The sequence below is a fragment of the Pseudomonas izuensis genome, from assembly GCF_002356535.2.
Lineage (GTDB): Bacteria > Pseudomonadota > Gammaproteobacteria > Pseudomonadales > Pseudomonadaceae > Aquipseudomonas > Aquipseudomonas izuensis.
In genome coordinates, this window is the sequence record NZ_AP017423.2 from 965,217 (window position 1) to 987,942 (window position 22,726).

Sequence of the window (22,726 nt, forward strand, 5' to 3'; positions counted from 1 at the left end):
GGGGCGGGATATAAATTATTTCGGGATGAGACATGGTTTAAAAAACGCTACATAACTACAATCGCCCGCACTGAATTCCCGGCTCTGCTCACGCCCACCAGGTGTTTGGGCAGGAACAGGGTGTCGAGAGGCCGGGCGGCTTCATGCGATGCCCAGGTGTCGGTGCCTCCAATTATCCGCACCAAATGGAATTGGTCTGTAACAAGGCCTTTGACCACGAATTCGAATAAGAACTCACGCTAGCCCAGGATTTGTCGAAACGCGTCTGACGCTCGACGGGCCAGCCCTTATTCAATCCAAGAAAAATGCCAACCCTTGGCAGGGTGAAGTGTTGGCGATCAAAACCCAACTGCATTGCGCAAGCTGCTTTAGAGGTCGTGAGATGAGTAAAAACAGGTACCCCAGACTACTAGGCTTATTGCCGCTGATGGGCACATTGCTGCTGTCAGGCTGCAACATGACCTTGCTCGACCCCAAGGGCCAGGTGGGCCTGGACGAGCGAAACCTGATCATCACCGCAACGCTGCTGATGCTGTTGGTCGTGATTCCGGTCATCGTGATGACCTTCCTGTTCGCGTGGAAATATCGCGCGTCCAACACCAGCGCTACCTACACGCCGAAGTGGAACCACTCCACCAAGATCGAGATCGCGGTGTGGGCTGTGCCAATCATGATCATCATTGCCCTGGGTTACGTCACCTACAAGTCGACCCACGCCCTGGACCCGTACCGTCCGCTGGAATCCGACGTGAAGCCGGTGACCATCGAAGTGGTCGCGCTGGACTGGAAGTGGCTGTTCATCTACCCGGAACAAGGCATTGCCACGGTCAACAAGATCGTGTTCCCGGCGCACACGCCAATCAACTTCAAGATCACCTCTGACGCTGTGATGAACTCGTTCTTCATCCCTGCGCTGGGCGGCCAGATCTACGCGATGGCGGGCATGCAGACCAAGCTGCACCTGATCGCCAACCAGAACGCTGAGATGGACGGTATCTCCGCCAACTACAGCGGCGCTGGCTTCACCGGCATGAAATTCAAAGCGACCGCGACTACCCAGGAAGAATTCGACGCCTGGGTAAGTGAAGTCAAAAAGGCACCTAAGAAGCTTGAACAGGCTGAATACGCAGCTCTTGCCAAGCAGAGCCAGAACAACCCAGTCGAGCTCTACTCCTCGGTTACGCCGAACCTGTTCCAGATCATCGTCGACAAGTACGAAGGCATGAAACCAGGTCCTAAGGTGCACCACGAGAAGAAAGAGAAAGAAGTGGCCGCTACGGACATGAACTCGCATTCAGCTGCCGGGGCAGAGGAGTAAACGATGTTTGGTAAATTAAGTTGGGAAGCGATCCCGTTCCACGAGCCGATCGTGATGGTCACCATCTCGATGATCGCGCTTGGTGGTCTGGCGTTGTTCGCTGCAATCACCTACTTCAAGAAGTGGACCTACCTGTGGACCGAGTGGCTGACGTCGGTCGACCACAAGAAAATCGGCGTGATGTACATCGTCGTCGCCATGGTCATGCTGCTGCGTGGCTTTGCCGACGCCATCATGATGCGTACCCAGTTGGCCATGGCCACCGAAGGTTCGCCTGGCTACCTGCCACCTGAACACTATGACCAGATCTTCACCGCTCACGGTGTGATCATGATCATCTTCATGGCGATGCCATTCTTCACCGGCCTGATGAACCTTGCAGTGCCGCTGCAGATCGGCGCGCGTGACGTTGCCTACCCGTTCCTGAACTCCCTGAGCTTCTGGCTGCTGGTTTCCGGCGTGGTGCTGATCAACCTGTCCCTGGGCGTCGGCGAATTCGCCAAGACCGGTTGGGTTGCCTATCCGCCGTTGTCGGGTCTGCAATACAGCCCTGGCGTGGGGATGGATTACTACATCTGGGCGCTACAGCTATCGGGTCTGGGTACAACGCTAACCGGGGTTAACTTCCTGGCGACCGTGCTGAAAATGCGTACCCCAGGCATGAAACTGATGGACATGCCGATCTTCACCTGGACCTGCACCTGGGCCAACGTCCTGATCGTGGCTTCGTTCCCGATCCTGACCGCTACCCTGGCTTTGCTGACGCTTGACCGTTACATGGATTTCCACATTTTCACCAATGAACTTGGTGGCAATCCAATGATGTACGTCAACCTGTTCTGGGCTTGGGGTCACCCCGAGGTTTACATCCTGATTCTGCCGGCGTTCGGTATCTTCTCCGAAGTCATCTCGACCTTCTCGGGCAAGAAACTGTTCGGCCACCACTCGATGATCTACGCATCGGGCGCGATCTCGATCCTGGGCTTCATGGTTTGGCTGCACCACTTCTTCACCATGGGTTCGGGTGCCAGCGTCAACGCCTTCTTCGGTCTGGCGACGATGCTGATTTCCATCCCGACGGGTGTGAAGCTATTCAACTGGCTGTTCACCATCTACCAGGGCCGTCTGCGCTTCACCAGCCAGGTGATGTGGACCCTGGGCTTCATGGTGACCTTCGCCATCGGCGGCATGACCGGCGTACTGCTGGCCATCCCGGGTGCTGACTTCGTTCTGCACAACAGCCTGTTCGTGATCGCGCACTTCCACAACGTGATCATCGGTGGTGCTGTATTCGGTTACATCGCCGGTTTCGGCTTCTACTTCCCGAAAGCGTTCGGCTTCAAGCTGCACGAAGGTTGGGGCAAGGCTGCATTCTGGTTCTGGATCACCGGCTTCTTCGTCGCGTTCATGCCGCTCTATGTACTGGGCTTCATGGGCATGACCCGTCGCCTGAACGCCACCACCAACCCTGAGTGGGTACCGTACCTGTACGTTGCCATGTTCGGTGCGGTGATGATCGCTGTCGGTATCGCTTGCCAGCTGATCCAGCTCTACGTGAGTGTGCGTGACCGCAACAAGCCAGAGAACATGTGCGAACACGGCGACCCGTGGAATGCACACACCCTGGAATGGTCGACTTCGTCGCCACCTCCGTTCTACAACTTCGCTGTACTGCCAAAAGCCGACGTGGTCGATCCGTTCACCGAAGCCAAGGAAAACGGTACTGCGTACAAGGCTCCGGCCAAGTACGAACCGATCCACATGCCAAACAACACTGCGACCGGTGTGGTCATGGGTGCTCTGTTGACCGTGTTCGGTTTCGCGATGATCTGGCACATCTGGTGGCTGGCAATCGCTGGTCTGGCCGGCACCGTGATCTACTTCGTGATCCACGCGGCCCGTGATGATCAAGGCTACTACGTGCCGGTCGACGTGATCGAGCGCATCGAAGCCGAGCAGCACAAGCGTCTGGTCAAGGCCGGGAAAGTCCCAGCCACTGCCACCCGTGTTGAAACCTCGTTGGAACAGGCTTAAACCATGTCGAACTTAGTGACCAATGCTGGACACACCCATGTCGATGGACATGGGCATGATGACCATCACCACGACTCGGGCGAGATGACCGTATTCGGTTTCTGGCTCTACCTGATGACCGACTGCATTCTGTTTGCGTCGATCTTCGCAGCGTACGCGGTACTGGTTAACAACGTAGCGGGTGGCCCGTCGGGCCACGATATCTTCGAACTGCCATACGTACTGGGCGAAACCGCTCTGCTGCTGTTCAGTTCGATCACCTACGGCTTCGCCATGCTGGCGTTCTTCCGTGGCAACAAGAAGCAGGTCCTGGGCTGGCTGGCCCTGACCTTCGTGTTCGGTGCCGGCTTCATCGGCATGGAAATCAACGAGTTCCACATGTTGATCTCCGAGGGCTACGGCCCTAACCGTTCGGGCTTCCTGTCCGCGTTCTTCACCCTGGTTGGTACCCACGGTCTGCACGTGACCAGCGGTCTGATCTGGATGGCGATCATGATGTATCAGGTGCAGAAAAACGGCCTGACGGCGACCAACAAGACCCGTCTGAGCTGCCTGAGCCTGTTCTGGCACTTCCTGGACGTCGTGTGGATCTGCGTATTCACCGTTGTTTATCTGATGGGGACTATGTAAATGGCTAACGCTCATTCCCACAATGGCCACGACGACGGCAGCCACGGCAGCGTCAAGTCCTACGGCATTGGCTTCATCCTGTCGGTCATCCTGACCCTGATTCCGTTCGGTCTGGTGATGTACCCGACGTTGCCGAAGTCGATCACTTTGTTGATCGTCGTGGCTTTCGCCGTGATCCAGGTGCTGGTGCACCTGGTGTACTTCCTGCACCTGGATCGTTCGCAGGCGCAGCGTAACAACGTGATTGCGTTTGTCTTTGCCGCGATCGTGATTGCCCTGCTGGTTGGTCTGTCGATCTGGATCATGTTCAGCATCCACACGTTCATGATGGCGAAGTGAGGTAAGTCCGGATGTCCTTTAAGCACTTTATCCAAATCACCAAACCGGGGATCATTTTCGGTAACGTGCTTTCTGTGGCAGGCGGATTTTTCCTGGCCTCCAAAGGGCATGTCGATCTGGCCATCTTCCTGGCCGCGATGATCGGCACGTCCCTGGTGGTCGCCTCCGGTTGCGTGTTCAACAACTGCATCGACCGCGACATCGACATTAAGATGGAACGCACCAAGAACCGGGTGCTGGTCCAGGGCCTCATCTCCCTGAAACTGGCCCTGGCCTATGCGACCGTCCTGGGTGTCGCCGGCGTTGCGCTGTTGTACAAGGTGGCCAACCCGTTGGCCGCGCTGTTCGCGGTCATCGGCTTCGTTATCTACGTCGGCTTCTACAGCCTGTACCTCAAGCGCAAGTCGGTTCACGGCACGCTGGTGGGCAGCCTGTCGGGTGCCATGCCGCCGGTGATCGGCTACGTCGCGGTGAGCAACACCTTCGACATGGCCGCGCTGACCCTGCTGGTGATGTTCAGCCTGTGGCAGATGCCGCATTCCTACGCCATCGCGATCTTCCGCTTCAACGATTACCTGGCCGCATCGATTCCGGTGCTGCCAGTGAAGCGCGGAATCCAGGTGGCCAAGAAGCACATCCTGATCTACATCCTGGCCTTCCTCGTGGCGACCTTGATGCTGACCTTCAGCGGCTACGCCGGCATGAGCTACCTCGCCGTCGCCGCGGCCATGGGCATGTACTGGCTGTACATGGCCTGGACCGGCTACAAGGCAGTGGATGACACGGTCTGGGCACGCAAGCTGTTCGTGTTCTCGATCTTCACCATTACCGCGTTGAGCGTGATGATGTCCCTGGACTTCAAAGTGCCGACCGAGCTGCTGCTGACGTACGCGCCTTAAGCGTCGGACGCGATAAAGAAAAACCCCGCCCTTTGAGAGAAGGTGCGGGGTTTTTTGTTGGACCCAAATCAAACAAACCTTTCGGTCATGCGAAGGAGTTTCTCATTTCGGAAAACGGTGCAAGGCATTTAGGAAACGTCCTAACGCCAGATCCGTGTTTGCTGGGTACGGTCCATTTCGATCACCACACTTCCTTCAGTGGTAGAGGTTCGAAATGGAATTGCCGGACGTAATCACTCCCCGCGTGAATACAAGTACAGCTTTGGGGCAGGCTTTGGTGTCGATGTTCAAGTCGGTTGAAGCAGACCTGGTGCTTGAGAGTGCAAGACCAGGGGCGGTCAAAATTATTGTGTTTGGTGGATGTGCAGTTCATCTATATACAAAACATCGTGTCTCCACAGATGTCGATGCCGAGATTTACGAGGTCAATGTTCCAGAAGGTCTTCACCTTCAAACCATGCTTGCGCAGGTACCGGAGCTATTTGTAGAGGAGCGATCCGGTCGAGTGATGGAGCTGAACTACGACCTGCAATACAACACAAGTTTTGGCCCCATTCATGAGGAATACTGGGAGCGAAGCCTTCGTCTGACAGAGTTTTCGCAGGAGTCGCCTTTACACGTCCACATTGCAGCACCTATCGATCTTGCAATCTCCAAACTGGGTAGAGCTACCGATCAGGATATCAGCGATATCATGGCGCTTCTCAGGGGCGGCTTCATACTTGGCGCCGAGCTACGCCGGCTGGCATTGCAGGCGATTGATGTATATGTTGGCAACAAGGAACCCCCAACCTCCGTTCTTACCAATATTTTGCAAGACTATTTGGAGAAGACAGTTGACGAAGCCCCTTGAAGGCCACGTCCTCTCATCGGCCTTGGACACACTGGTCAAAAGTCCTCTAAATCAGGCAGATGACGCCGCGCTCCTTAGCGCGGCTAAAGCCGTTTGGTATTCAAATTCCAATCTTGAGGGGGAGGTGACAGCATTTCTGCGCTGTCACAGTGACGAGTTGGAGGTGCGACGTGCAGGCTATCTGCTCGAGCGATTGACTCGATTTGCATGCGTGTCTGATACCCGTGTGTCGGAAGCCCTCAATGCTCTCGAACTGTTTGCTCATTCAACGTCCAGACAAGAAGTGACGTCATCCGCGGCAGCACCGCTTCGCCTGCGCCGTGATGCACTTGCCGTTTCTTGGGGATTGAGTGAGGGGCTTGGCCTGAAGGCTCAGACCCTGATGCCTTATCAGACACGGCACTATGAGGCAGAGCAGCGCTCAATGTTTTCCTGAGTTAATCGATATCTGAAAAGCCCCGCATTCAAAAGAATCGCGGGGCTTTTTTATTCAAGCGCGGTTGTTGCACGGTGCTTCGAGCACCGTCACCACATCATTGATCACGGCAGGCAGCCAGCTATCGGAGCATTCCTTGCTCGCGAAGAGGCCGTATCAGCCAACATCAATGTTGCCTGACACGTCGCCTTCGCGAGCAGGCTCGCTCCCACAATGTTGTGTGGCGGTCAGTTATTTACTGGGTATTGAGCAATCGCAAAAACCGCTCGCGCACCTGGGTGTTGTCGCTGTGGGCGACGTTGAAGCGCAGGTACTGGCTGGCATCCGGCGCTTTGCTGAGCAGGGTGCCGGGGGCCAGCACCAGGTCGATTTCCAGACCTTTCCTCGCCAGTGTTTCGGCGTGAAACCCTTCGGGTAATCGCGTCCAGATGTACAACCCTTCATGGGGCAGCGACGACACCGAGCAACCGGCCTCCACCAGCCAGTTCGCCACCCGGCTGCTCGACTCGTAAAGCCTGTCCACCGTGCGCCGGGTATGTTTGGCATAGCTGCCATCGCTGAGCATCGTGCAGATAATCTGCTCCGCCAGCTCCGAGGTCATGCCGCCGCAGGCCATTTTCAGGGTGACCATCCGCGCCGCCAGTTGCGGCGAAAGCACCGCATAGCTGACTCGACAGTTCGCCGTCAGGGTCTTGGAGAAACCGGACACGTAGCTGACATTGTCCAGCCCGCCCGCTGCCAGGCGCGGTGACGTTCGTTGCTGCATGTCGCAATACAAATCGTCTTCAACGATGTGAAAACCATAACGGTGACTCAACTCCAGCAAGCGATAGACCTGGGCCGGGGAAAACGAGTGCCCGGTCGGGTTGTGCAGGGTGTTGTTGGTCATGTAGAGCACGGGACGATGGGCGATCACCCGTTGCTCGAAGGCCTCCAGGTCCATGCCGTCAAAACCCCGGTGGATGGTGATGACCTTCGCGCCATGCAGGGCCAGGTTGGTGTGCATGGTGAAGTAACACGGATCGTCGAGCAGTACCGTGTCGCCTGGCTTGACCAGCAGGCGCATCAGCATGTCGATGGCCTGCACGGTGTTGGCGGTGGTAACGATCTGCTCCACGGGCACTTCGATGCCCAGGGTTGCCAGCTTGACCCGCAATGCCTCGCGCAGCGGCAGGTAACCGGCGGCGACGCCGTATTCGCCCATGCGCAGGGAGGTGGCGCGAAGCGTGCCGCGCACGGCTTTGAGCAATTCTTCTGCCGGCAGCCACGAGGAGGGCAGGAAACCGGCGCCGGGGCGTAGCGCGCCAATGTCCTGCAGCACGGCGCGGCGGACCACGCTCAGCGTATCCTGAGGTTGCAGGTCAGGGACCGCATCGGTCTTGAGGGTGGTGCTGGAGCGGTGCACGTAATGCCCCGAGCCCTGTCGTGAAACCACCAGGCCCTTGGCCCGCAAGCGGTCCAGTGCATCCACCACCGTGGATTTGCCCACGTTCATCAGCTCGGAGAGTTCGCGAATCGGTGGCAGCCGCGAACCGTGGGGCAGGCCGCCCTGGCTGATCGCCACCGACAACTGATCGACGATCTGCTGGACCAGCGGCACTCCCGGCTGGAACTCGATGGCGGCGATCACTGCGCGCTGAACCTGCATTTTACTGGTCTCTCCGGCAGTAAAGTTCGTTTGATTCTATACGAACTTGCTCTGATGAAATCAAGCGTCCCTCTCTACCATCACCTTACAGACTTTCCTGATTGTTCGCGCCGGGCGCCTGAACAATCGCTGGTTCCAGAGGTGCTGCATGAGTGTTCAAACAACGGTTGCCGTTGCCAAACCGGTGATCAATATCCGCCTGTTCATGATCCGGATCATCACCGCCGTGTCGTTGTTCGCGGTGTTGGGCAAGGCCAACGTCTGGCTCGACACCGCGACCAACAGCATCCTGGCCCTCGGTTATCGGGCCTTGCTGCTGTTGCTGCCGCTGACCTTGTTGGTCCTGGGGCGCCGTTCCCTGAGCGTGACGCTGCTCTGCGCCGCGCTCGGGCTGGTGCTGCTGGCCGTCACCAGCAACCAGGGTGTTGTGATGTTCGCGGCGGCGTTGTTTGCCTACGGCATTGCGATTGCCGGTTACCTGATCAAGAGCGAAGCGGCGCAAACCAAGGAAGGCGCGGCGTACAACCGCGTGGCCATGAACATGGGCAGCCTGCTGGCCGGTCTGATCCTGCTGTCGCCGCTGCTGACTCCGACGATGTTCTTCCTCGGCGCCGCGAGCTTCGTATTGCTGTGCCTGCCCATCGCCATGGGGGCGACCTTCACCTCGGAGCCGGTGGCGGCCAGTCCCGTGCGCCACGACGGCAGCGGCTGGCGCAACAAACTGCCGTGGGTGATCGCCGGGATCATCATGGGCATCAAGTTGTTCGGGGTGTTCTCGATCCTGCCGCAAGCGATCCTGCTCAAGACCGGTGAGCTGCCGGCCTGGTACGGCCTGATGCTGATCCTCAACAGCGCCGTGGTGGTGTTCGCCCAGGTGCCGATGATGAAGCTGATCGAGCGCACCGGGCGCTTCAAGGTCGTCGCGGTGATCGGGATTATCGTCGGTGGTTTTGCAGTGTTGTCGTCACCGGCCGCGTTCCATGTCGAAACCCTGGTCGGCGCGCTGATCTGGGTGGCGCTGCTGTCCCTCGCCGAATGCGCGTTCAGCTACCTCGATTACTTCTCGGTCAAGCAGAACAACATGTTCGTCAAGGAAGTATCCCTGGGCGTCGGTGCCGGGTTGACGGTGCTGGTCATGCGGGTCGTGCCGGCGCCTTACAACGCCCTGGTGCTGGCGGTCATCGGTGCCGGCGGGATCCTGGCCTGGTACTGGTTCAACCGTAAATCCAGTGCGTCGTTGCACGACTGAGTCATCGCGGCTTGGGTTTTCACTTTGCAGGTCGAGGGCATCATGAATACGACTTCATGTGTAGTAGTAGTCGGGTACAACGGCAATCGGGTTCACGACATCCAGAAATTGCGCGACCTGTGCAAGTCGCTCTACAACGCGCGGCTGATTTTGCTGGTCGAGCAGATTCAGCCCCATGACGAGCAGGTGGCCGATCACGTCTGCAGCACATCGCTGGCCGAAAAGGACGTGGCGGCCTCCCTTGAACTGGTGGTCGGCTGCTTGAGCGGCGACCGCTGGAAACTGATCGGCGTGCTGCCGTTTTCCGATCGCGGTGTATTGCTCGGTGCGGCCCTGGCCGGCCACTTCGGTTTGCCCGGCATCACCCGCGCCGAGGCGCGGGCAGGGTTGGACAAGCAGGTATTTCGCCATCTCGAAGCGACGGCTGAAACGTCGCCGGAAGATTATCGCCCTGTGTTTTCCGGGCGGGTCGAGAGCCTGCCGGAACTGCGCCAGCGGGTGGTTGAACTGGGTGGCAAGGCCTTCATCAAACCGGCCTGCGAAGGTGCCAGCCGCGGCTGCCGCGTGATCCATCACCCGTCTGAATGCGATGAGGCCTGGCACGCGCTCAAGCCTTACCGCGAGGGCGGCATTGTCCTCGAAGAGTTGATCCAGGACGCCCGGGAATACAGTTGGGACTGCGTGGCCGGCAGCACCTGGGTCACCGAAAAAACCACCACCGAAGGCGCCTATCGCGCCGAGATCCAGCAAGTGGTGCCCGCGCCGTTGCCGGCGGATGTGCAGACCCGATTGATGGCTGCCGGTCGGCATATGGCCGGCCTGGTCTCCCAGAACAACGGCGCGTGGCACAACGAAGTGTTCCACAGGGCCGACCAGTTGACCTCGGCCGTGGAAACCAACATGCGCCCCGGTGGCATGCACATCTGGGACCTGGCCAAGCGCGCCTTCGTCGATTTCAACCCGTGGGAGCGCTGGGTGCGCTGGGCCGTGGAAGGCCGGATCGAGCACCACGAGCCGGTACCGCGCGGCTATTGCGGCATTCGTCTGCTGAGGGCGCCGGCGGGTGGAATCCTGCGCTCCACGCCCGATATCGAAGCCCTGGCCCGGGCGCTGGACATCGAAGTGGTGGAAGCCACGTTCGCCAAGCGCGTCGGTGATTCGGTCAGTGCACTGGTGAAAGACAACTTCTCGTTTATCGGCCACATCGTGTTGTTCAACGAACACTACGGGCAGCTCAGCAATGACTTGTTACGCCTGGCCGATGCCATCGAAACAAAGGTCGGGATCACCAGCCTGGCACCGCCCGTGAGGGCTGTGGGTTAAGCCCCGGGGATCGATGTTTTTTTGCAGTATTGATCAAGAGGATTTGGAAAATGATTGAACACATGACCTGTGATGAACGCTTCATCGCCCTGGCCAGGGAATTCGGTTATGACATTTACGGCGAGAACACCGCTGGCGGTCATTACGCCCCCCTGATTCGCCATCACGACGAACTGTATATCAGCGGCATGGTGCCGCGCATGAACGGCAAGATTCACTACCCCGGTCGGGTCGGGCTCGACCTCAGCCTGGCGGATGCGCAAGCGGCGGCCAGCATCAGCGCGATGCGCGGCCTGGCACTGATGGTCGATGCCATTGGCTCACTGGATAAAATCAAATCGCTGATCCGGGTCACTGTCTACGTGAAATCCACGGCAGACTTTGTCGATCTCAGTGAGGTGGCCAACGGTGCCTCGGATGTCTTCAGTCATGTGTTGGGCGATGCCGGGAAACATACAAGAACCACCGTGGGTGTTTATCAGTTACCGAAAAATGCTGCCGTGGAAGTTGATATGATCGCGGCGTTGCGGCCTTCGGTTCTGTAAGTGGCTTTACAGGGGGTTATTGTTTATCTAGTGTCTGCTTACTTAAATCGCCGGTAAGTCAGGATTCGCGGATGAATAATACTAAAGGTGAGTTTTTTTCTTATAAGGATTTTCGCGAGAGTTTGCAGCCCCCGCCTGTCAGTGCGCGGGTGTGGAAACAAGGTGAACTTGCCGACATGCGCCAGAGCCTTGCGCAAAGTGAGGTCGATATTGTCGCGCTGGCCCACGACAACAGCCTCGAAGGGTGCAGGTTGACGCCGGGAATGGCAGTGTCCATGCAATGGTTGATACCCGGCGCGGAGCTCAATGGCCATGCTCATTCCTGGTGGCACCTGTTCATCATTCAGTCCGGCATCGGCGCATTGACCCTGGGCGATGCCGATGCCGTGAATGTTGGCCCAGGCGACGTGTTGCTGGTGCCGGCCTGGACCCGGCATGGCTTCGTCAACACCAGCGCCACGGAGCCGCTGGCCATGCTGAACATGAGCAACATGCCGCAAATGGCGATGCTCTCCAACCTGGCAACCGCCACGGGCTGACCCTCCCCAAATTTCCCCCACCCCTGTAGGAGCGAGCTCTGCTCGCGATGAAATCGAAGACGCCGCGGGCTGTCAGGCTTCCCGCGTTATCGTTGGCGACCATCGTCGGAACGCCGCCCGGAGCCGAGCTCGCTCCTACAGGGGCGCAGATTTCCCTGCGTCATCAACTTTCTGTATCCGTAGAAACAGATAATTTCTGTATCTGTTCAGCGTTTATTCAACTTAATACGATCGCTTCCAATGCAACGGATTCATGTGGTTAGTGCAAGGGAGCGTTCTATGGAAAGTACGAAACTGCAATTGTATGTTGGCGCGGATTTTGTCAGTGCTTTTGCGATGTCGGCATTTGTGGCATTGAAAGAAAAGCAACTTTCATTCGAGTTGGTCACGGTGGATTTGAAAACACGGGAGAATTATAAAGCGACTTATCATGATCTTTCCCTGACCAATAAAATTCCAACGTTAGTTCATGAAGGTTTTGCCCTGTCGGAATCTTCCGCCATCGCCGAATACCTGGATGAACTATCACCAGGGTCCAAAAAGCTGCTCCCCCATGACATCAGGCAGCGCGCCCGTGCCCGTCAGCTTCAGGCCTGGTTGCGCAGCGATCTGTTGGTGGTGCGCAAAGAGCGCCCGTTTGACCTGGTGTACTTCGGCAAGAAAGACAACCCGCTCTCCGACGAAGCCCGTGCCGCGGTCGACCGTTTGTTCTTCGTGGCGGACCGCTTGCTGCAAGAGGGTGCCGAGCATCTGTTCGGTGACTGGAGCATCGCCGATACCGACCTGGCAATCATGCTCAACCGACTGGTCGCCAATGGTGATCCGGTGCCTTCGCGACTCGTGGCCTATGTGCACCGCCAGTGGGATCGCGACAGCGTTCGGGCATGGATGGACATAGAGCGCGTAGCGCCAGCCATCCAGTGACAACTGCCAGCCAACACCAGGAGCGCTGCCATGCAGGGAATGTCGGAGCAGGAAAGATACAAACCCTATAACTCACGCACCATCCGCGACACGCCGTACTGGCACAAGCTGACGCCGGCCTTGCAGGAAGCCATGACCGTCGTGGCGCGTGTCATGCCGTTTCGCACCAACGAATACGTACTGGGGACGCTGATCGACTGGAACAACATTCCGGACGATCCGATTTTCCGCATGACCTTTCCCCACAAGGACATGTTGCTGCCGGACGAATATGCGTCGCTCATGCAATTGATCGAGCAGGATGACGCCGTTGCCATCAAGCGGCGGATCGAGGCGATCTGGCTGCGCATGAACCCCCATCCGGCCGGGCAGCTGACACACAACAACGCCACCCTCGACGGAAAAGTCCTACCGGGCATTCAGCACAAATACCGCGAGACCGTGCTGTTTTTTCCCGGTGCCGGTCAGACCTGTCATGCGTACTGCACCTTCTGTTTCCGCTGGGCACAGTTCATCGGTGAGGAAGAACTCAAGTTCAACGCACGGGAATCCCAGGCGCTAGTGAGTTACCTGCGGGTGCACACGCAAGTGACCGATGTGCTGATCACCGGGGGCGATCCGCTGATCATGAACACCCGTTCGCTGGCCGGATACATCGAGCCGTTGCTGGAACTGCCGCATCTGAAAAGCATCCGCATCGGCACCAAGTCCGTGGCGTATTGGCCGCAGCGCTTTGTCAGCGACAAGGACGCACCCGAGTTGCTCGATCTGTTCCGGCGGATCGTCGCGGCCGGGAAAAACCTGTCGATCATGGGCCACTACAACCACCCGGTGGAGATCCGCCAGGACATCGCCCGGCAAGCCGTCGAACGTATTCGTTCCACCGGCGCCACCCTGCGCATGCAGGCGCCGGTGATCCGCCACATCAATGAAAACCCCGCGGATTGGGCCGAGCTGTGGACCGAAGGCGTGCGGCTTGGGGCCGTGCCGTACTACATGTTCGTCGAGCGCGATACCGGCCCCAGCCATTACTTCGCGATGCCGCTGGCGCGGGCGTTCGAGATCTTTCAGGCGGCGTATCGCACGGTGTCCGGGTTGGCGCGCACGGTACGCGGGCCCTCCATGAGCACCTTCTACGGCAAGGTGTTGATCAACGGCATCGAGACCGTCGCCGGGGAAAAAGTCTTCGTGCTGCAGTTCCTCCAGGCCCGGGACCCGCAGTGGGTCTTGCGTACCTTCTATGCGCGCTTCGATCCACAGGCGACCTGGTTCGACGAGTTGCGCCCGGCGTTTGGCGAGCGCGCCTTTTTCTTTCAGAACGAGCCTGAGTTGTTGCTGGCACCTAAGCCGGAATTGATACCGGTGCTGCTGCAAACGGCGTAGGACCGTTCTTGCATAAAGCGCTTGAATACTGGGGAGACAAGGACATGAGCGGTATCCCGTTTGATCAACGCGAAGGATGGATCTGGTTCGACGGCGAGTTCGTCGAATGGTCCCAGGCGCGCCTGCATGTGCTGAGCCACGGCTTGCATTACGCGAGCACGGTGTATGAAGGGGAGCGCGTGTACAACGGCAAGGTCTTCAAGCTGCGCGAGCACACCGAGCGACTGTATCGCTCGGCGCAGCTGATGGATTTTGCCATCCCGTTCGAACCCGCCGAACTGGAAGCGGCCAGCCACCAATTGCTGCAACGCAACCAGGTGGTCGAGGGTTATCTGCGGCCGGTGGCCTGGCGTGGCAGCGAGATGATTTCCACCTCGGCACGTTTCAACCGCGTGCATGTGGCGATCGCCTGTTGGCAATGGCCGAGCTATTTCGACCCGGCGGCACGCATGGCCGGCATTCGCCTGAAGACGGCAACCTGGCGCCGTCCGCCACCGAGCAGCAGCCCCTTCGAAGCCAAGGCGTCGGGGCATTATCAGATCGCCACGCTGAGCAAGCACGACGCGGAAAACAACGGCTATCACGATGCACTGATGCTCGACTGGCGCGGCCACGTCGCCGAAGCCACCAGCGCCAACGTGTTCTTCGCCAAAGGTCGGACCTTGTACACGCCGGTGCCGGATTGTTTCCTCGACGGCATTACCCGTCAGACCGTCATCGAACTGGCCAGGGCCCTGGATTACCAGGTGATCGAGACGACGATTTTGCCTACGCAACTGGGCGACTTCGACGAGTGTTTTCTGACCGGCACCGCCGCCGAAATCACTCCCGTGCAGAGCATCGATGAACAGCACTACCGACCGGGCACCGCTTGCCGCGAATTGATTGCCGCTTACACCTCAACCGTCAACGCCTGATAAACAGCCAGGAACCTCACCATGTCAGATCAAGGGATTGTTGCGTCCAAACCTTATGTTTCGCTGGGCCATCGCCATGAGGAATTGTCGAGCCGTGGCTGGACGGTGCTGACGTCGGGGGAGTTTGCCCACGACGTTGTTGGCACCCTGCACGAGTTCGGCCCGGTCATTCCGCAGTTCAACGGGCAGACGGCTTTCGCCATCACCCGCAAACCAGGCTACGAAGACCTGCCGTACTCCCAGAGCATGAACGGCATCGGCCCGCACACCGAAGCGCCGGTGTATGGCCCGCCGCCACGTTACCTGGCATTGCATTGCCATCGGCAGGCAACCTGCGGTGGCGGGCACACTGGCTTGGTGGATGGCTATGAGTTTCTGAAGTCGCTGGAGCGCACCGAGCCTGAGTTGCGCGAATGGCTGGATGATACCCCGGTGGAGTTCGTCGCCACCGCCAAACCCGGCGAACCTGCGCAGACTCGGGTCAAGGAATACATCCTGACGCCTACAGAGGACGGCGACATTTTCCGCTTCAGTTACAACCAGTTTCACTACGGCGATGTGAACCCGTCCAAGGAAGCCTTGCAGCAGTCCCAGGTCGCCAACAACGACTCGCCGCTGGCCAGATTTGCCGTGCTCGGCGAAGCGTATTTCGTCGAGCACAATGTTCCGGTGCTGATTCCCGACGGCTGCCTGCTGATTTGGGACAACTGGCGCATGATCCACGCCCGCAGCCGATACACTGACCCGGCGCGCCACCTGACCCGCTACTGGCTGGCCTGAACTCTCATTCCATCGGCGTACCCGTGAGCGGGTACGCGTCCTACAGGTATCGCGTCATGCAAACAGCAATCGAGATCGCCAAGGTCGATCATCAACTGATCGTGCGGCTCAATCAGGCCTGGACCCGGCGTGCCACGGTGTGCTCGCCGGAGAAGATGTCGGTCGACGAAGTGTTCGACCCGTCGCGCCCGGACTACCCGGAGCGCATGGTGCCGTTTTTTCACCACCCGAAATTCCAGGCCTTGAGCGAGACGCTCAAGAGCAGCGTGGTGACCTGGGGCTGGATCGGCTACAACCTGCGCACCGTGACCGCCGAGGAGCACGTGGTGAACCCGGCGCTGAGCGTCATTGCCAATCAATACCTGGGCAAGGATGACTGGCATTTTCGCGAGGCCATGCAGCAGACCTTGATCGACGAGCACTACCACACGCTCATGCACCTGCGGGCCATCGAGCGGACCAAACTGGAGCGCGCGCTCGATCAGGATCTGGACTTGCCGCCGTCAGTCACCTATCTGCGGCTGTTGGCCTTGCGAGAAATGCTGGCCGAGCAATGGCAGAAAGACCTGGCGGCAATCACCTTTGCAGTGGTGGCCGAGATCAGCGTCAACGCTTACCTGGATCTGTTGGCGGACGACCAGAGTATCCAGCCGCAAAACCGCCGCGTGGCTGAAATGCATAACCGCGACGAATATGCCCACAGCAAGGTGCTCGCCGAAGTCGCCAAGGTCATGTACGCCAACATGCAGCCCGTGCAGCGGGAATTTTTCGCACGCACCTTGTCTGTAGCGCTGAGTGCGTTTGTCGCCCAGGACTACTCGATGTGGGAGGCGATTCTGACCCAGCTCGGGGTTGATGAGGCCGAGTCGATCATTGCCGACACCCGTGAGAGCAACAAGAACGCGACGATCATGCGCGACTACAGTGGCCTGCATAAATTGGCGCAGGACCTGGGCATCAGCGATCAGATCGATTTCGATTTTCGTCCGACCTTGAAAGCCACTGCGGCGGCCTGAATCAGGAGGTGTGCATGTCTGTTCCTGTGTACGAAGTGTTCGCCATCCGTGTGGGCGCCAACGCCCAGCGCACCGCCAGGGAGAATTTTCTCTACGACGCCTGCTGCGGTGATCCGAATGCGCCGATGCCGCTGGATTACTACTTCTGGGTGATCCGTAACGAGCAGCAAGTGATCGTGGTCGATACCTGTTTTCAACCGGCCACGGCGGACCGGCGCAATCGTCAGATGTATCGCCTGCCAGAAGAATCCCTGCGGCAACTGGACATCGATCCGGCACAGGTCGAGCAGCTGATTCTCACTCATTTGCACTGGGACCATGCCGGCAACCTGGGGCTGTTTCCCAATGCCACGGTGCATTTGCAGGAAGCGGAGCTGCGCTTCTGCACCGGGCCGAAAATGGCCCATCGCACGGTGAACAAAACCTACGAGGTCGAGGACGTGATGTCGGCGCTGCCGCCTCTGTTCGAAGGGCGCATGCGCTTGCACAGTGGCACGGCCCAAGTGCTGCCCGGTGTCACTGTGCATGCGGTGGGGGGGCATACGCCCGGCAGCCAGGTGGTGCGGGTGAACACCGGGCGTGGCTGGATCGTGTTGGCGTCGGATGCCGCGCACCTGTGGGTCAACATCCGTCAGCGCAGCCCGTTTCCGATCCTCGATGACCTGGCACAAACCCTTGAAGCCTTCAGCGAAATCGACCGTCTGGCCGATAGCGAAGACCACGTCATCCCGGGCCACGATCCATTGATCGCCGAGCGCTTCCCGCACTGGAATGATGATCCGCATATCATCTGCCTGCACCAGAACCCAAGTTGACCAGTTCCCCCCTGTGGGAGCGAGCCTGCTCGCGAAGACGCCAGCACATTCAATATTCATGTGCCTGATACATCGCCTTCGCGAGCAGGCTCGCTCCCACAGGGTATATGTCAGCTCGGCCTTTTGAGCATTTGGCCAAGGGTTCGCAGGGCCTCGTCGATACGAGGCGAATACGGCGCGCCGCACCCAATCCGCACAAAGTGACCGAAACGCCTGGCATTGGAAAAGATATCCCCAGGGGAAATCAGGATGCCGACCTTCAGGGCCTCGTGAAACAACGCCATGGACGAATATTCACGGGGCAATTCCACCCACAGCAATGTCCCGCCTCGTGGGTTGGTCACGCTCGTGCCTTGGGGAAAGTAACGCTGGATTGCCTCGCTCATGTGCTGGCGCTGTAGCGTCAGGGTTTTGCGCAAACGACGCAGGTAGCGTTCGTAGGACGGTGTCCCCATGTAGGCACTGACCGCCAGTTGCGACAGGGCTTCGCAACCATGGGACTGGGTGTGCTTGAGCATCTCGACGCGCTCGTGCCATTTGCCGGCGCTGATCCAGCCCAGGCGCACGCCCGGTGCCAGGGTTTTGTTCAATGAAGCGCAATAGATCAGGCTATCGGTGCGGTCCCAGTGCTTGAGTGTGGACAAGGGGTGTTCGGTTTCCACCAGATCGCCATAGGTGTCGTCCTCGATCAGCACGGTGTCGTGCCCGGCGCACAGTTGTACCAGTCGCGCCTTGTTGGCGTCGGGCATGATGCTGCCCAACGGGTTGTGCAGGTTGGGAATGACGATCAACGCCTTGATCCGCTCGGGGCCTAGCAACAATTGTTCGAGGGCCAGCAGATTGATCCCGCTGTGGGGCGAGGCCGGGACTTCCAGTACCCGCAGGTTGAGGCTTTCGAGAATCTGCAGCAAACCGTAGAAGGTCGGCGACTCCACCGCCACGGTATCGCCTGGGCGGGTCACCGCGCGCAACGCCAGATTGATCGCTTCGGTTGCGCCGTTGGTGATCACGATGCGCTCGGCGGTGAGGTGGGTTTTGGTCGTCAACGCCCGGCGCGCCAGGATGTTGCGCAGCGCGATGTGGCCGCAGGTCGAGCCCGCGGTATCGAGCAAATGCGGGTCCTGGCGCAACGTCCTGAGCATGTTGTCCTGCAGGGTCTTGAGCGGATAAAGCTGCGGCGCGCAGTAGGCGCTGGCGAAGTTGACCTTGATCGTCGCCCGCTGACTGGCCTTGAGCACCGATGACACCTGTTGGTGGATGCCCACATAGGCCTCGGCATCCAGCGGCGGGGGCAGGGCGAGCGGTGCCGGTCTGGCCGGCGTGTCGGGTTGGCGAATGTAGTTGCCGGAGCGTGGTCGCGCTTCCAGCACACCATAGTCTTCAAGTTCCCGGCATATCTGCACCGCGGTCGACAGGCTGACGGCATGTTTTTCCATCATCAGGCGAATCGAAGGGAAGCGCTCACCGGTTTTCAGGGTGCCGCTGCGAATGGCGTCCAGGTAATGGTTCGCCAACTGACGGTATAAAGGAGTCGTGTTCATGATGACCTCAGCAGTCGCACCACTGAGGTCTCTGGCTGGAAAGTGAGGTTGACGCTCCACGACCTTCATCAGAGCAGGCGGACCCGTGGTGCTGAAGGGTTAAGGGAAGGATGTTTCTGGCGTCGATACTGGAAGAGTAATCGCGGATTTGCCCGAATCACGGGCAATAAAAAGCCCCGCTCGGGGGCGGGGCTCTTAAGTGAGGCTGTGAGGTACCTGTGGCGAGGGAGCTTGCTCCCGCTTGAGTGCAGAGCACTCACCAAAATCTGCAATTGCTGTCAGATTTTTGGGGCCGCTGCGCAGCCCAGCGCGAGCAAGCTCACTCGCCACAGGGTTTCACGGTTACTGCGCGGCGATGCTGTAGCCGTCGAACGCGGTCTGCTGTTGCAGGGCGGTGATGATGTTCTTGCGGTTGGCGGCTTGTTCGGCGCCGGTGTTGTCCAGGAAGGTCTCGCTTTGCAGCTCGGCTTCTTCGCCTTCGCCAACAAAAGTGAAGCCAAGGAATTCCAGGGCTTCGCGGTCGACGTTCAGGCGCGAGCGCGGCGTGCGCAGCGGCAGGGTGACGCTCATGCCGTCCTTGCTGATGGTGAACACTTCGGCTTCTTTCTTGACCCGCGCAGCCTTGCTCTTGCCGCCGCTCGGGTTGCTGATCGCCTGATGCGTCTGGTTCAGCACCTTCAATGCCAGACCGTAGACGATTTCCTGAAACGCCGGGTCGTCCTTGAAGCTGGAGAGAATGCGGCTGATCGGGAACTTGCTGCTCAAGTCCTCCAGGGCGGCAATGTCGGCGGCCTCGGCATCCTTGAGCTGCTTGAGCTGGCCCATCAGTTCATAGGCTTTGTCGTCGTCGAAGCTGTCATGTGCCTGGCGGATCGCGGTGCGCAGTTCGCGGATCTGGTCGCTTTCGCGGCTCGACTGGAAAGCGTCCAGCACCATCTCGCTGATGGTTTTGGCCTGTGGCACGTGCTGTGAAAGATTGATGGAGTTTTCGTATTCCGCTTTGGACGACAAGGTGACTACGGATTCAGCGGTGTTGGAATCGGACATTGAAATTTCACTACTTCTTTAAACTTGAATTGAGGCGAGAAAGCACGGGGGCCTTTTCAGGCCGACTAATCTATTGGACCGGGACGGCATTGTCACGGTCCAACGGGCGGATGGGCAAAATCCTTGTGGGGTAGGAGCTGGCAAGCCAGCTCCTACAAAGGCGCGGCCTTGAGGAATCGGAACACCTGATAAAACCTGATCGCCCGTCCACAAAACAGGCCGCTGGCAAAGCCTGATGCACACGCCTTGAGCAAAACCATCGGCAGCGTCGCCGAGTATTGCGGATGCACTTCGGCCTGATAGGCAAAGTAATAGTTGATGAAAAAAAACAGCAGGTAGAGCGCCAGGGTCTTGGCTGTTCCCCGCAATATCAACCCGGATCCCCGTTCGTCCAGCACAACGCCCTGGCGTGAAAAGATCACCTGTGCCGCGACACTCGCCACGATCACAGCGGTTACCCAATAGCCCAAGGTCAGCAGTGGATGGTCCGTCAAATCCAGCGAATACAACGACCAGACCAGCAGAATCGGCGGGGTGAGCATCAACGAGATTTTGCTTTCGCGGGTCGGGAAGAGGGCTTTGATGCCCAGGTAACAGAGCAACAGAAAAACCGCGTACACCCATAACGGTGTGTTTTGCAGGGTATTGATCATCAGGCAGTATCCTTTGCCAACAATGTGTGTCCGGATTTTACCCATTTCACTGAGAACCGCCGCAAAAAAATGCCCCGTGTTTGTAACAAACACGGGGCATTTTCCATTCGGTCGCGAGATAGCGCGTTTAGGGGGGCAACAGCTTCTGCGCCCGTTTGTCCGCCAGGTGCTGAACCACCAGCCGCCCGATCAGCACCATCAGGGTCAGGGTGATCAGCAGCACCGAAATGGCCGCAACGCTCGGATCGACGTTATCGCGCAGGCCGCTCCAGATGCGTTTGGGCAGTGTGTCGACGTCGACGCTGGTGATGAACAGCGTCACCGCGACCTCTTCCCACGACAGGGCAAAGCCCAATAGTGCAGTGGAGGCCAGGCCCAGTTTCAGGTTCGGCAGGATCACCATGAAGGTGGTCTGCATCAGGCTGGCGCCGAGGTTGCGCGAGGCCAGTTCGATGCGTCGGTCAATCTGGCTGAGGGCGACCAGCATGGTCACCACGCCGTAAGGGACGACCATGATCACATGGGCAATCACCACGCCGGGCAGGGTGTCATAACCCATGCCCGGAGCGAATCGGCCGAGCTTGGTTTCCATGAAGTACAGGACCAGCGCGGAAATCACCGGCGGAATCGCCATCGGCAACAACACCAGGCCGATCAGCGCCGTGGCCAGTTTCGAACGCATGTACCAGATGCCGAGGCTGAAGCTGGCCGCCAGCAAGGTAGCGATCACGCTGGTGGCGAAGGCGATGGTCAGGCTCTGGCTGATGGCGTGGAACCAGTCAGGATTGCTGACCAGCGCTTCGTAGTGCCGTAGCGACCAGTTGCCTTCCGGCATCGACAGAAACCGCTTGCTGGTGAACGACACCGGAATGACCGTCAGCAGCGGGAACAGCATGAAGGCCATGGCGACCACGGCCAGCAGCCGAGTGCTCAGGCTAGTGCGATGAGTGTTCATAGTTGTCTCAGCCTACCAGTCGGTTCACGCGGGTCATTTTCAGCAGCACCCAGATCAACGCGCTGACCAGGGCCAGCAGTACCACGCTCAGTGCAGCCCCCAGGCCCCAGTTGCTGGTCTGGAACATTTGCAGGAACACATACTCAGCGATCATCACCGTTTGCCCGCCGCCCAACAGCACCGGGGTGATGAAGAAGCCCAGGCAGAACACGAACACCATGATGAACGCCCCCAGCATGCCCGGCAGGGTCTGCGGCAGCAGCACTTGCCAGAAGGTGCGCAAGGCACCGGCGCCCAGGCCGCGCGAGGCCATGAGCACCCGTTGATCCAGTTGACGCATGGTCGACAGCAGCGGGAACACCGCGTACGGGATCATCACATGGAGCATGCCGATAACCACGCCGATTTCATTGCGGCTCAGTTGCAGCGGTTGATCGATCAGGCCCATGCCCATCAGGCCGTTGTTGAGCACGCCGTTGCTGCGCAGGGCGATCAGCCAGCCGAAGGCCCGGACCAGCACGGAAATCCAGAAGGGAATGAAGATGCAGATCTCCACCACCCGCTGCCAGAACGGCGGGCTGAACACCCAGCAGTAAGCCAGCAAGTAACCGATCACCAAGGCCAGGCAGCTGACCGTCATGCACAGGCGCAAGGTGCGCCAGAGCATTTCGTGGATCGCGGGGTCGGTGGCGATGCGCTGGTACTGTTCGATGCCCGGCGTCGGCAGCGAGAAACTCCAGCCGACCACACCGAGAAACGGCAACACATAGAAAATCAGCAGCAACACGGGCAGCGGGAACAGCAGCAAGCCACGCTCCAGGCCCGGCGAGCTGAAGCGGGGCTTGGGGGCGCTAAGGGTAGTGGTCAGGGTCGTCGTCATGG

The 22,726-nt window shown here is 58.9% G+C and carries 23 protein-coding genes; 17 read left to right on the forward strand and 6 right to left on the reverse strand.

The window, feature by feature from the left end:
* The first annotated feature begins 382 nt into the window (after positions 1 to 382).
* The 7 genes from cyoA to LAB08_RS04300 all read left to right on the forward strand — a co-directional run bounded on the left by cyoA (position 383) and on the right by LAB08_RS04300 (position 6,509).
* A complete protein-coding gene (gene cyoA / locus LAB08_RS04270) occupies positions 383 to 1,318 on the forward strand; it encodes a ubiquinol oxidase subunit II (protein ID WP_096513374.1) in 936 nt (311 codons plus the stop codon).
* A gap of 3 nt (positions 1,319 to 1,321) precedes the next feature.
* Entirely contained in the window at positions 1,322 to 3,352 is a 2,031-nt protein-coding gene (gene cyoB / locus LAB08_RS04275) for a cytochrome o ubiquinol oxidase subunit I (protein ID WP_096513373.1), read from the forward strand.
* A gap of 3 nt (positions 3,353 to 3,355) precedes the next feature.
* Complete coding sequence (locus LAB08_RS04280; protein ID WP_096513372.1) at positions 3,356 to 3,982, forward strand: cytochrome o ubiquinol oxidase subunit III; 627 nt, start codon at positions 3,356 to 3,358, stop codon at positions 3,980 to 3,982.
* Positions 3,983 to 4,321 carry a cytochrome o ubiquinol oxidase subunit IV gene (cyoD, locus tag LAB08_RS04285; protein ID WP_096513371.1) on the forward strand — a complete coding sequence of 113 codons (339 nt, stop codon included), beginning with the start codon at positions 3,983 to 3,985 and terminating at the stop codon, positions 4,319 to 4,321.
* Positions 4,322 to 4,332: 11 nt separating this feature from the next.
* Positions 4,333 to 5,220: a heme o synthase gene (gene cyoE / locus LAB08_RS04290; RefSeq protein WP_096513370.1), complete on the forward strand. Its 888-nt coding sequence runs from the start codon at positions 4,333 to 4,335 to the stop codon at positions 5,218 to 5,220.
* Between the two features lie 214 nt (positions 5,221 to 5,434).
* On the forward strand, positions 5,435 to 6,073 hold the full coding sequence (locus LAB08_RS04295) for a DUF6036 family nucleotidyltransferase (RefSeq protein WP_172901631.1): 639 nt from the start codon (positions 5,435 to 5,437) through the stop codon (positions 6,071 to 6,073).
* The gene (locus tag LAB08_RS04300; RefSeq protein WP_096513369.1) at positions 6,057 to 6,509 is read left to right on the forward strand and encodes a hypothetical protein; all 453 of its coding nucleotides are present in this window, start codon (positions 6,057 to 6,059) and stop codon (positions 6,507 to 6,509) included. The genes LAB08_RS04295 and LAB08_RS04300 overlap by 17 nt, the downstream gene beginning before the upstream one ends.
* Before the next feature lie 235 nt (positions 6,510 to 6,744).
* On the opposite strand, the gene LAB08_RS04305 is transcribed toward LAB08_RS04300, so the two are convergent.
* A complete protein-coding gene (locus tag LAB08_RS04305; RefSeq protein ID WP_096513368.1) occupies positions 6,745 to 8,157 on the reverse strand; it encodes an aminotransferase-like domain-containing protein in 1,413 nt (470 codons plus the stop codon).
* A gap of 148 nt (positions 8,158 to 8,305) precedes the next feature.
* Here LAB08_RS04305 and LAB08_RS04310 point away from each other — a divergent pair, with 148 nt between their 5' ends.
* The 10 genes from LAB08_RS04310 (at position 8,306) to LAB08_RS04355 (ending at position 17,648) form a co-directional block, all read left to right on the forward strand.
* A complete protein-coding gene (locus LAB08_RS04310) occupies positions 8,306 to 9,406 on the forward strand; it encodes an MFS transporter (RefSeq protein WP_096513367.1) in 1,101 nt (366 codons plus the stop codon).
* Positions 9,407 to 9,448: 42 nt separating this feature from the next.
* Positions 9,449 to 10,729 (forward strand): ATP-grasp domain-containing protein, encoded by a 1,281-nt coding sequence (locus LAB08_RS04315; RefSeq protein ID WP_096515563.1) that lies wholly within the window; start codon positions 9,449 to 9,451, stop codon positions 10,727 to 10,729.
* 50 nt (positions 10,730 to 10,779) lie between these two features.
* On the forward strand, positions 10,780 to 11,274 hold the full coding sequence (locus tag LAB08_RS04320) for a RidA family protein (protein ID WP_096513366.1): 495 nt from the start codon (positions 10,780 to 10,782) through the stop codon (positions 11,272 to 11,274).
* Between the two features lie 71 nt (positions 11,275 to 11,345).
* Positions 11,346 to 11,813: a cupin domain-containing protein gene (locus tag LAB08_RS04325; RefSeq protein WP_096513365.1), complete on the forward strand. Its 468-nt coding sequence runs from the start codon at positions 11,346 to 11,348 to the stop codon at positions 11,811 to 11,813.
* Positions 11,814 to 12,092: 279 nt separating this feature from the next.
* Positions 12,093 to 12,737: a glutathione transferase gene (yfcF, locus tag LAB08_RS04330; RefSeq protein ID WP_096513364.1), complete on the forward strand. Its 645-nt coding sequence runs from the start codon at positions 12,093 to 12,095 to the stop codon at positions 12,735 to 12,737.
* Between the two features lie 30 nt (positions 12,738 to 12,767).
* A complete protein-coding gene (locus tag LAB08_RS04335) occupies positions 12,768 to 14,120 on the forward strand; it encodes a KamA family radical SAM protein (RefSeq protein WP_096513363.1) in 1,353 nt (450 codons plus the stop codon).
* A gap of 44 nt (positions 14,121 to 14,164) precedes the next feature.
* Positions 14,165 to 15,037 (forward strand): branched-chain amino acid aminotransferase, encoded by an 873-nt coding sequence (locus LAB08_RS04340; RefSeq protein ID WP_096513362.1) that lies wholly within the window; start codon positions 14,165 to 14,167, stop codon positions 15,035 to 15,037.
* Positions 15,038 to 15,058: 21 nt separating this feature from the next.
* Positions 15,059 to 15,817, forward strand: coding sequence for a TauD/TfdA family dioxygenase (locus LAB08_RS04345; protein WP_096513361.1), 759 nt, complete (start codon positions 15,059 to 15,061; stop codon positions 15,815 to 15,817).
* Between the two features lie 56 nt (positions 15,818 to 15,873).
* A complete protein-coding gene (locus LAB08_RS04350) occupies positions 15,874 to 16,833 on the forward strand; it encodes a diiron oxygenase (RefSeq protein WP_096513360.1) in 960 nt (319 codons plus the stop codon).
* Between the two features lie 14 nt (positions 16,834 to 16,847).
* A complete protein-coding gene (locus LAB08_RS04355) occupies positions 16,848 to 17,648 on the forward strand; it encodes an N-acyl homoserine lactonase family protein (RefSeq protein WP_096513359.1) in 801 nt (266 codons plus the stop codon).
* A gap of 110 nt (positions 17,649 to 17,758) precedes the next feature.
* On the opposite strand, the gene LAB08_RS04360 is transcribed toward LAB08_RS04355, so the two are convergent.
* From LAB08_RS04360 to LAB08_RS04380, 5 genes are all read right to left on the reverse strand, one after another.
* Positions 17,759 to 19,189: an aminotransferase-like domain-containing protein gene (locus LAB08_RS04360; RefSeq protein WP_096513358.1), complete on the reverse strand. Its 1,431-nt coding sequence runs from the start codon at positions 19,187 to 19,189 to the stop codon at positions 17,759 to 17,761.
* Positions 19,190 to 19,531: 342 nt separating this feature from the next.
* Positions 19,532 to 20,236 (reverse strand): hypothetical protein, encoded by a 705-nt coding sequence (locus tag LAB08_RS04365; protein ID WP_096513357.1) that lies wholly within the window; start codon positions 20,234 to 20,236, stop codon positions 19,532 to 19,534.
* A gap of 152 nt (positions 20,237 to 20,388) precedes the next feature.
* Positions 20,389 to 20,889: a hypothetical protein gene (locus tag LAB08_RS04370; protein ID WP_096513356.1), complete on the reverse strand. Its 501-nt coding sequence runs from the start codon at positions 20,887 to 20,889 to the stop codon at positions 20,389 to 20,391.
* A 127-nt stretch (positions 20,890 to 21,016) separates the two neighbouring features.
* Positions 21,017 to 21,844, reverse strand: a complete 828-nt coding sequence (locus LAB08_RS04375; RefSeq protein WP_096513355.1) for an ABC transporter permease — start codon at positions 21,842 to 21,844, stop codon at positions 21,017 to 21,019.
* Between the two features lie 7 nt (positions 21,845 to 21,851).
* A complete protein-coding gene (locus tag LAB08_RS04380) occupies positions 21,852 to 22,724 on the reverse strand; it encodes an ABC transporter permease (RefSeq protein ID WP_096513354.1) in 873 nt (290 codons plus the stop codon).
* Between the last annotated feature and the right edge of the window lie 2 nt (positions 22,725 to 22,726).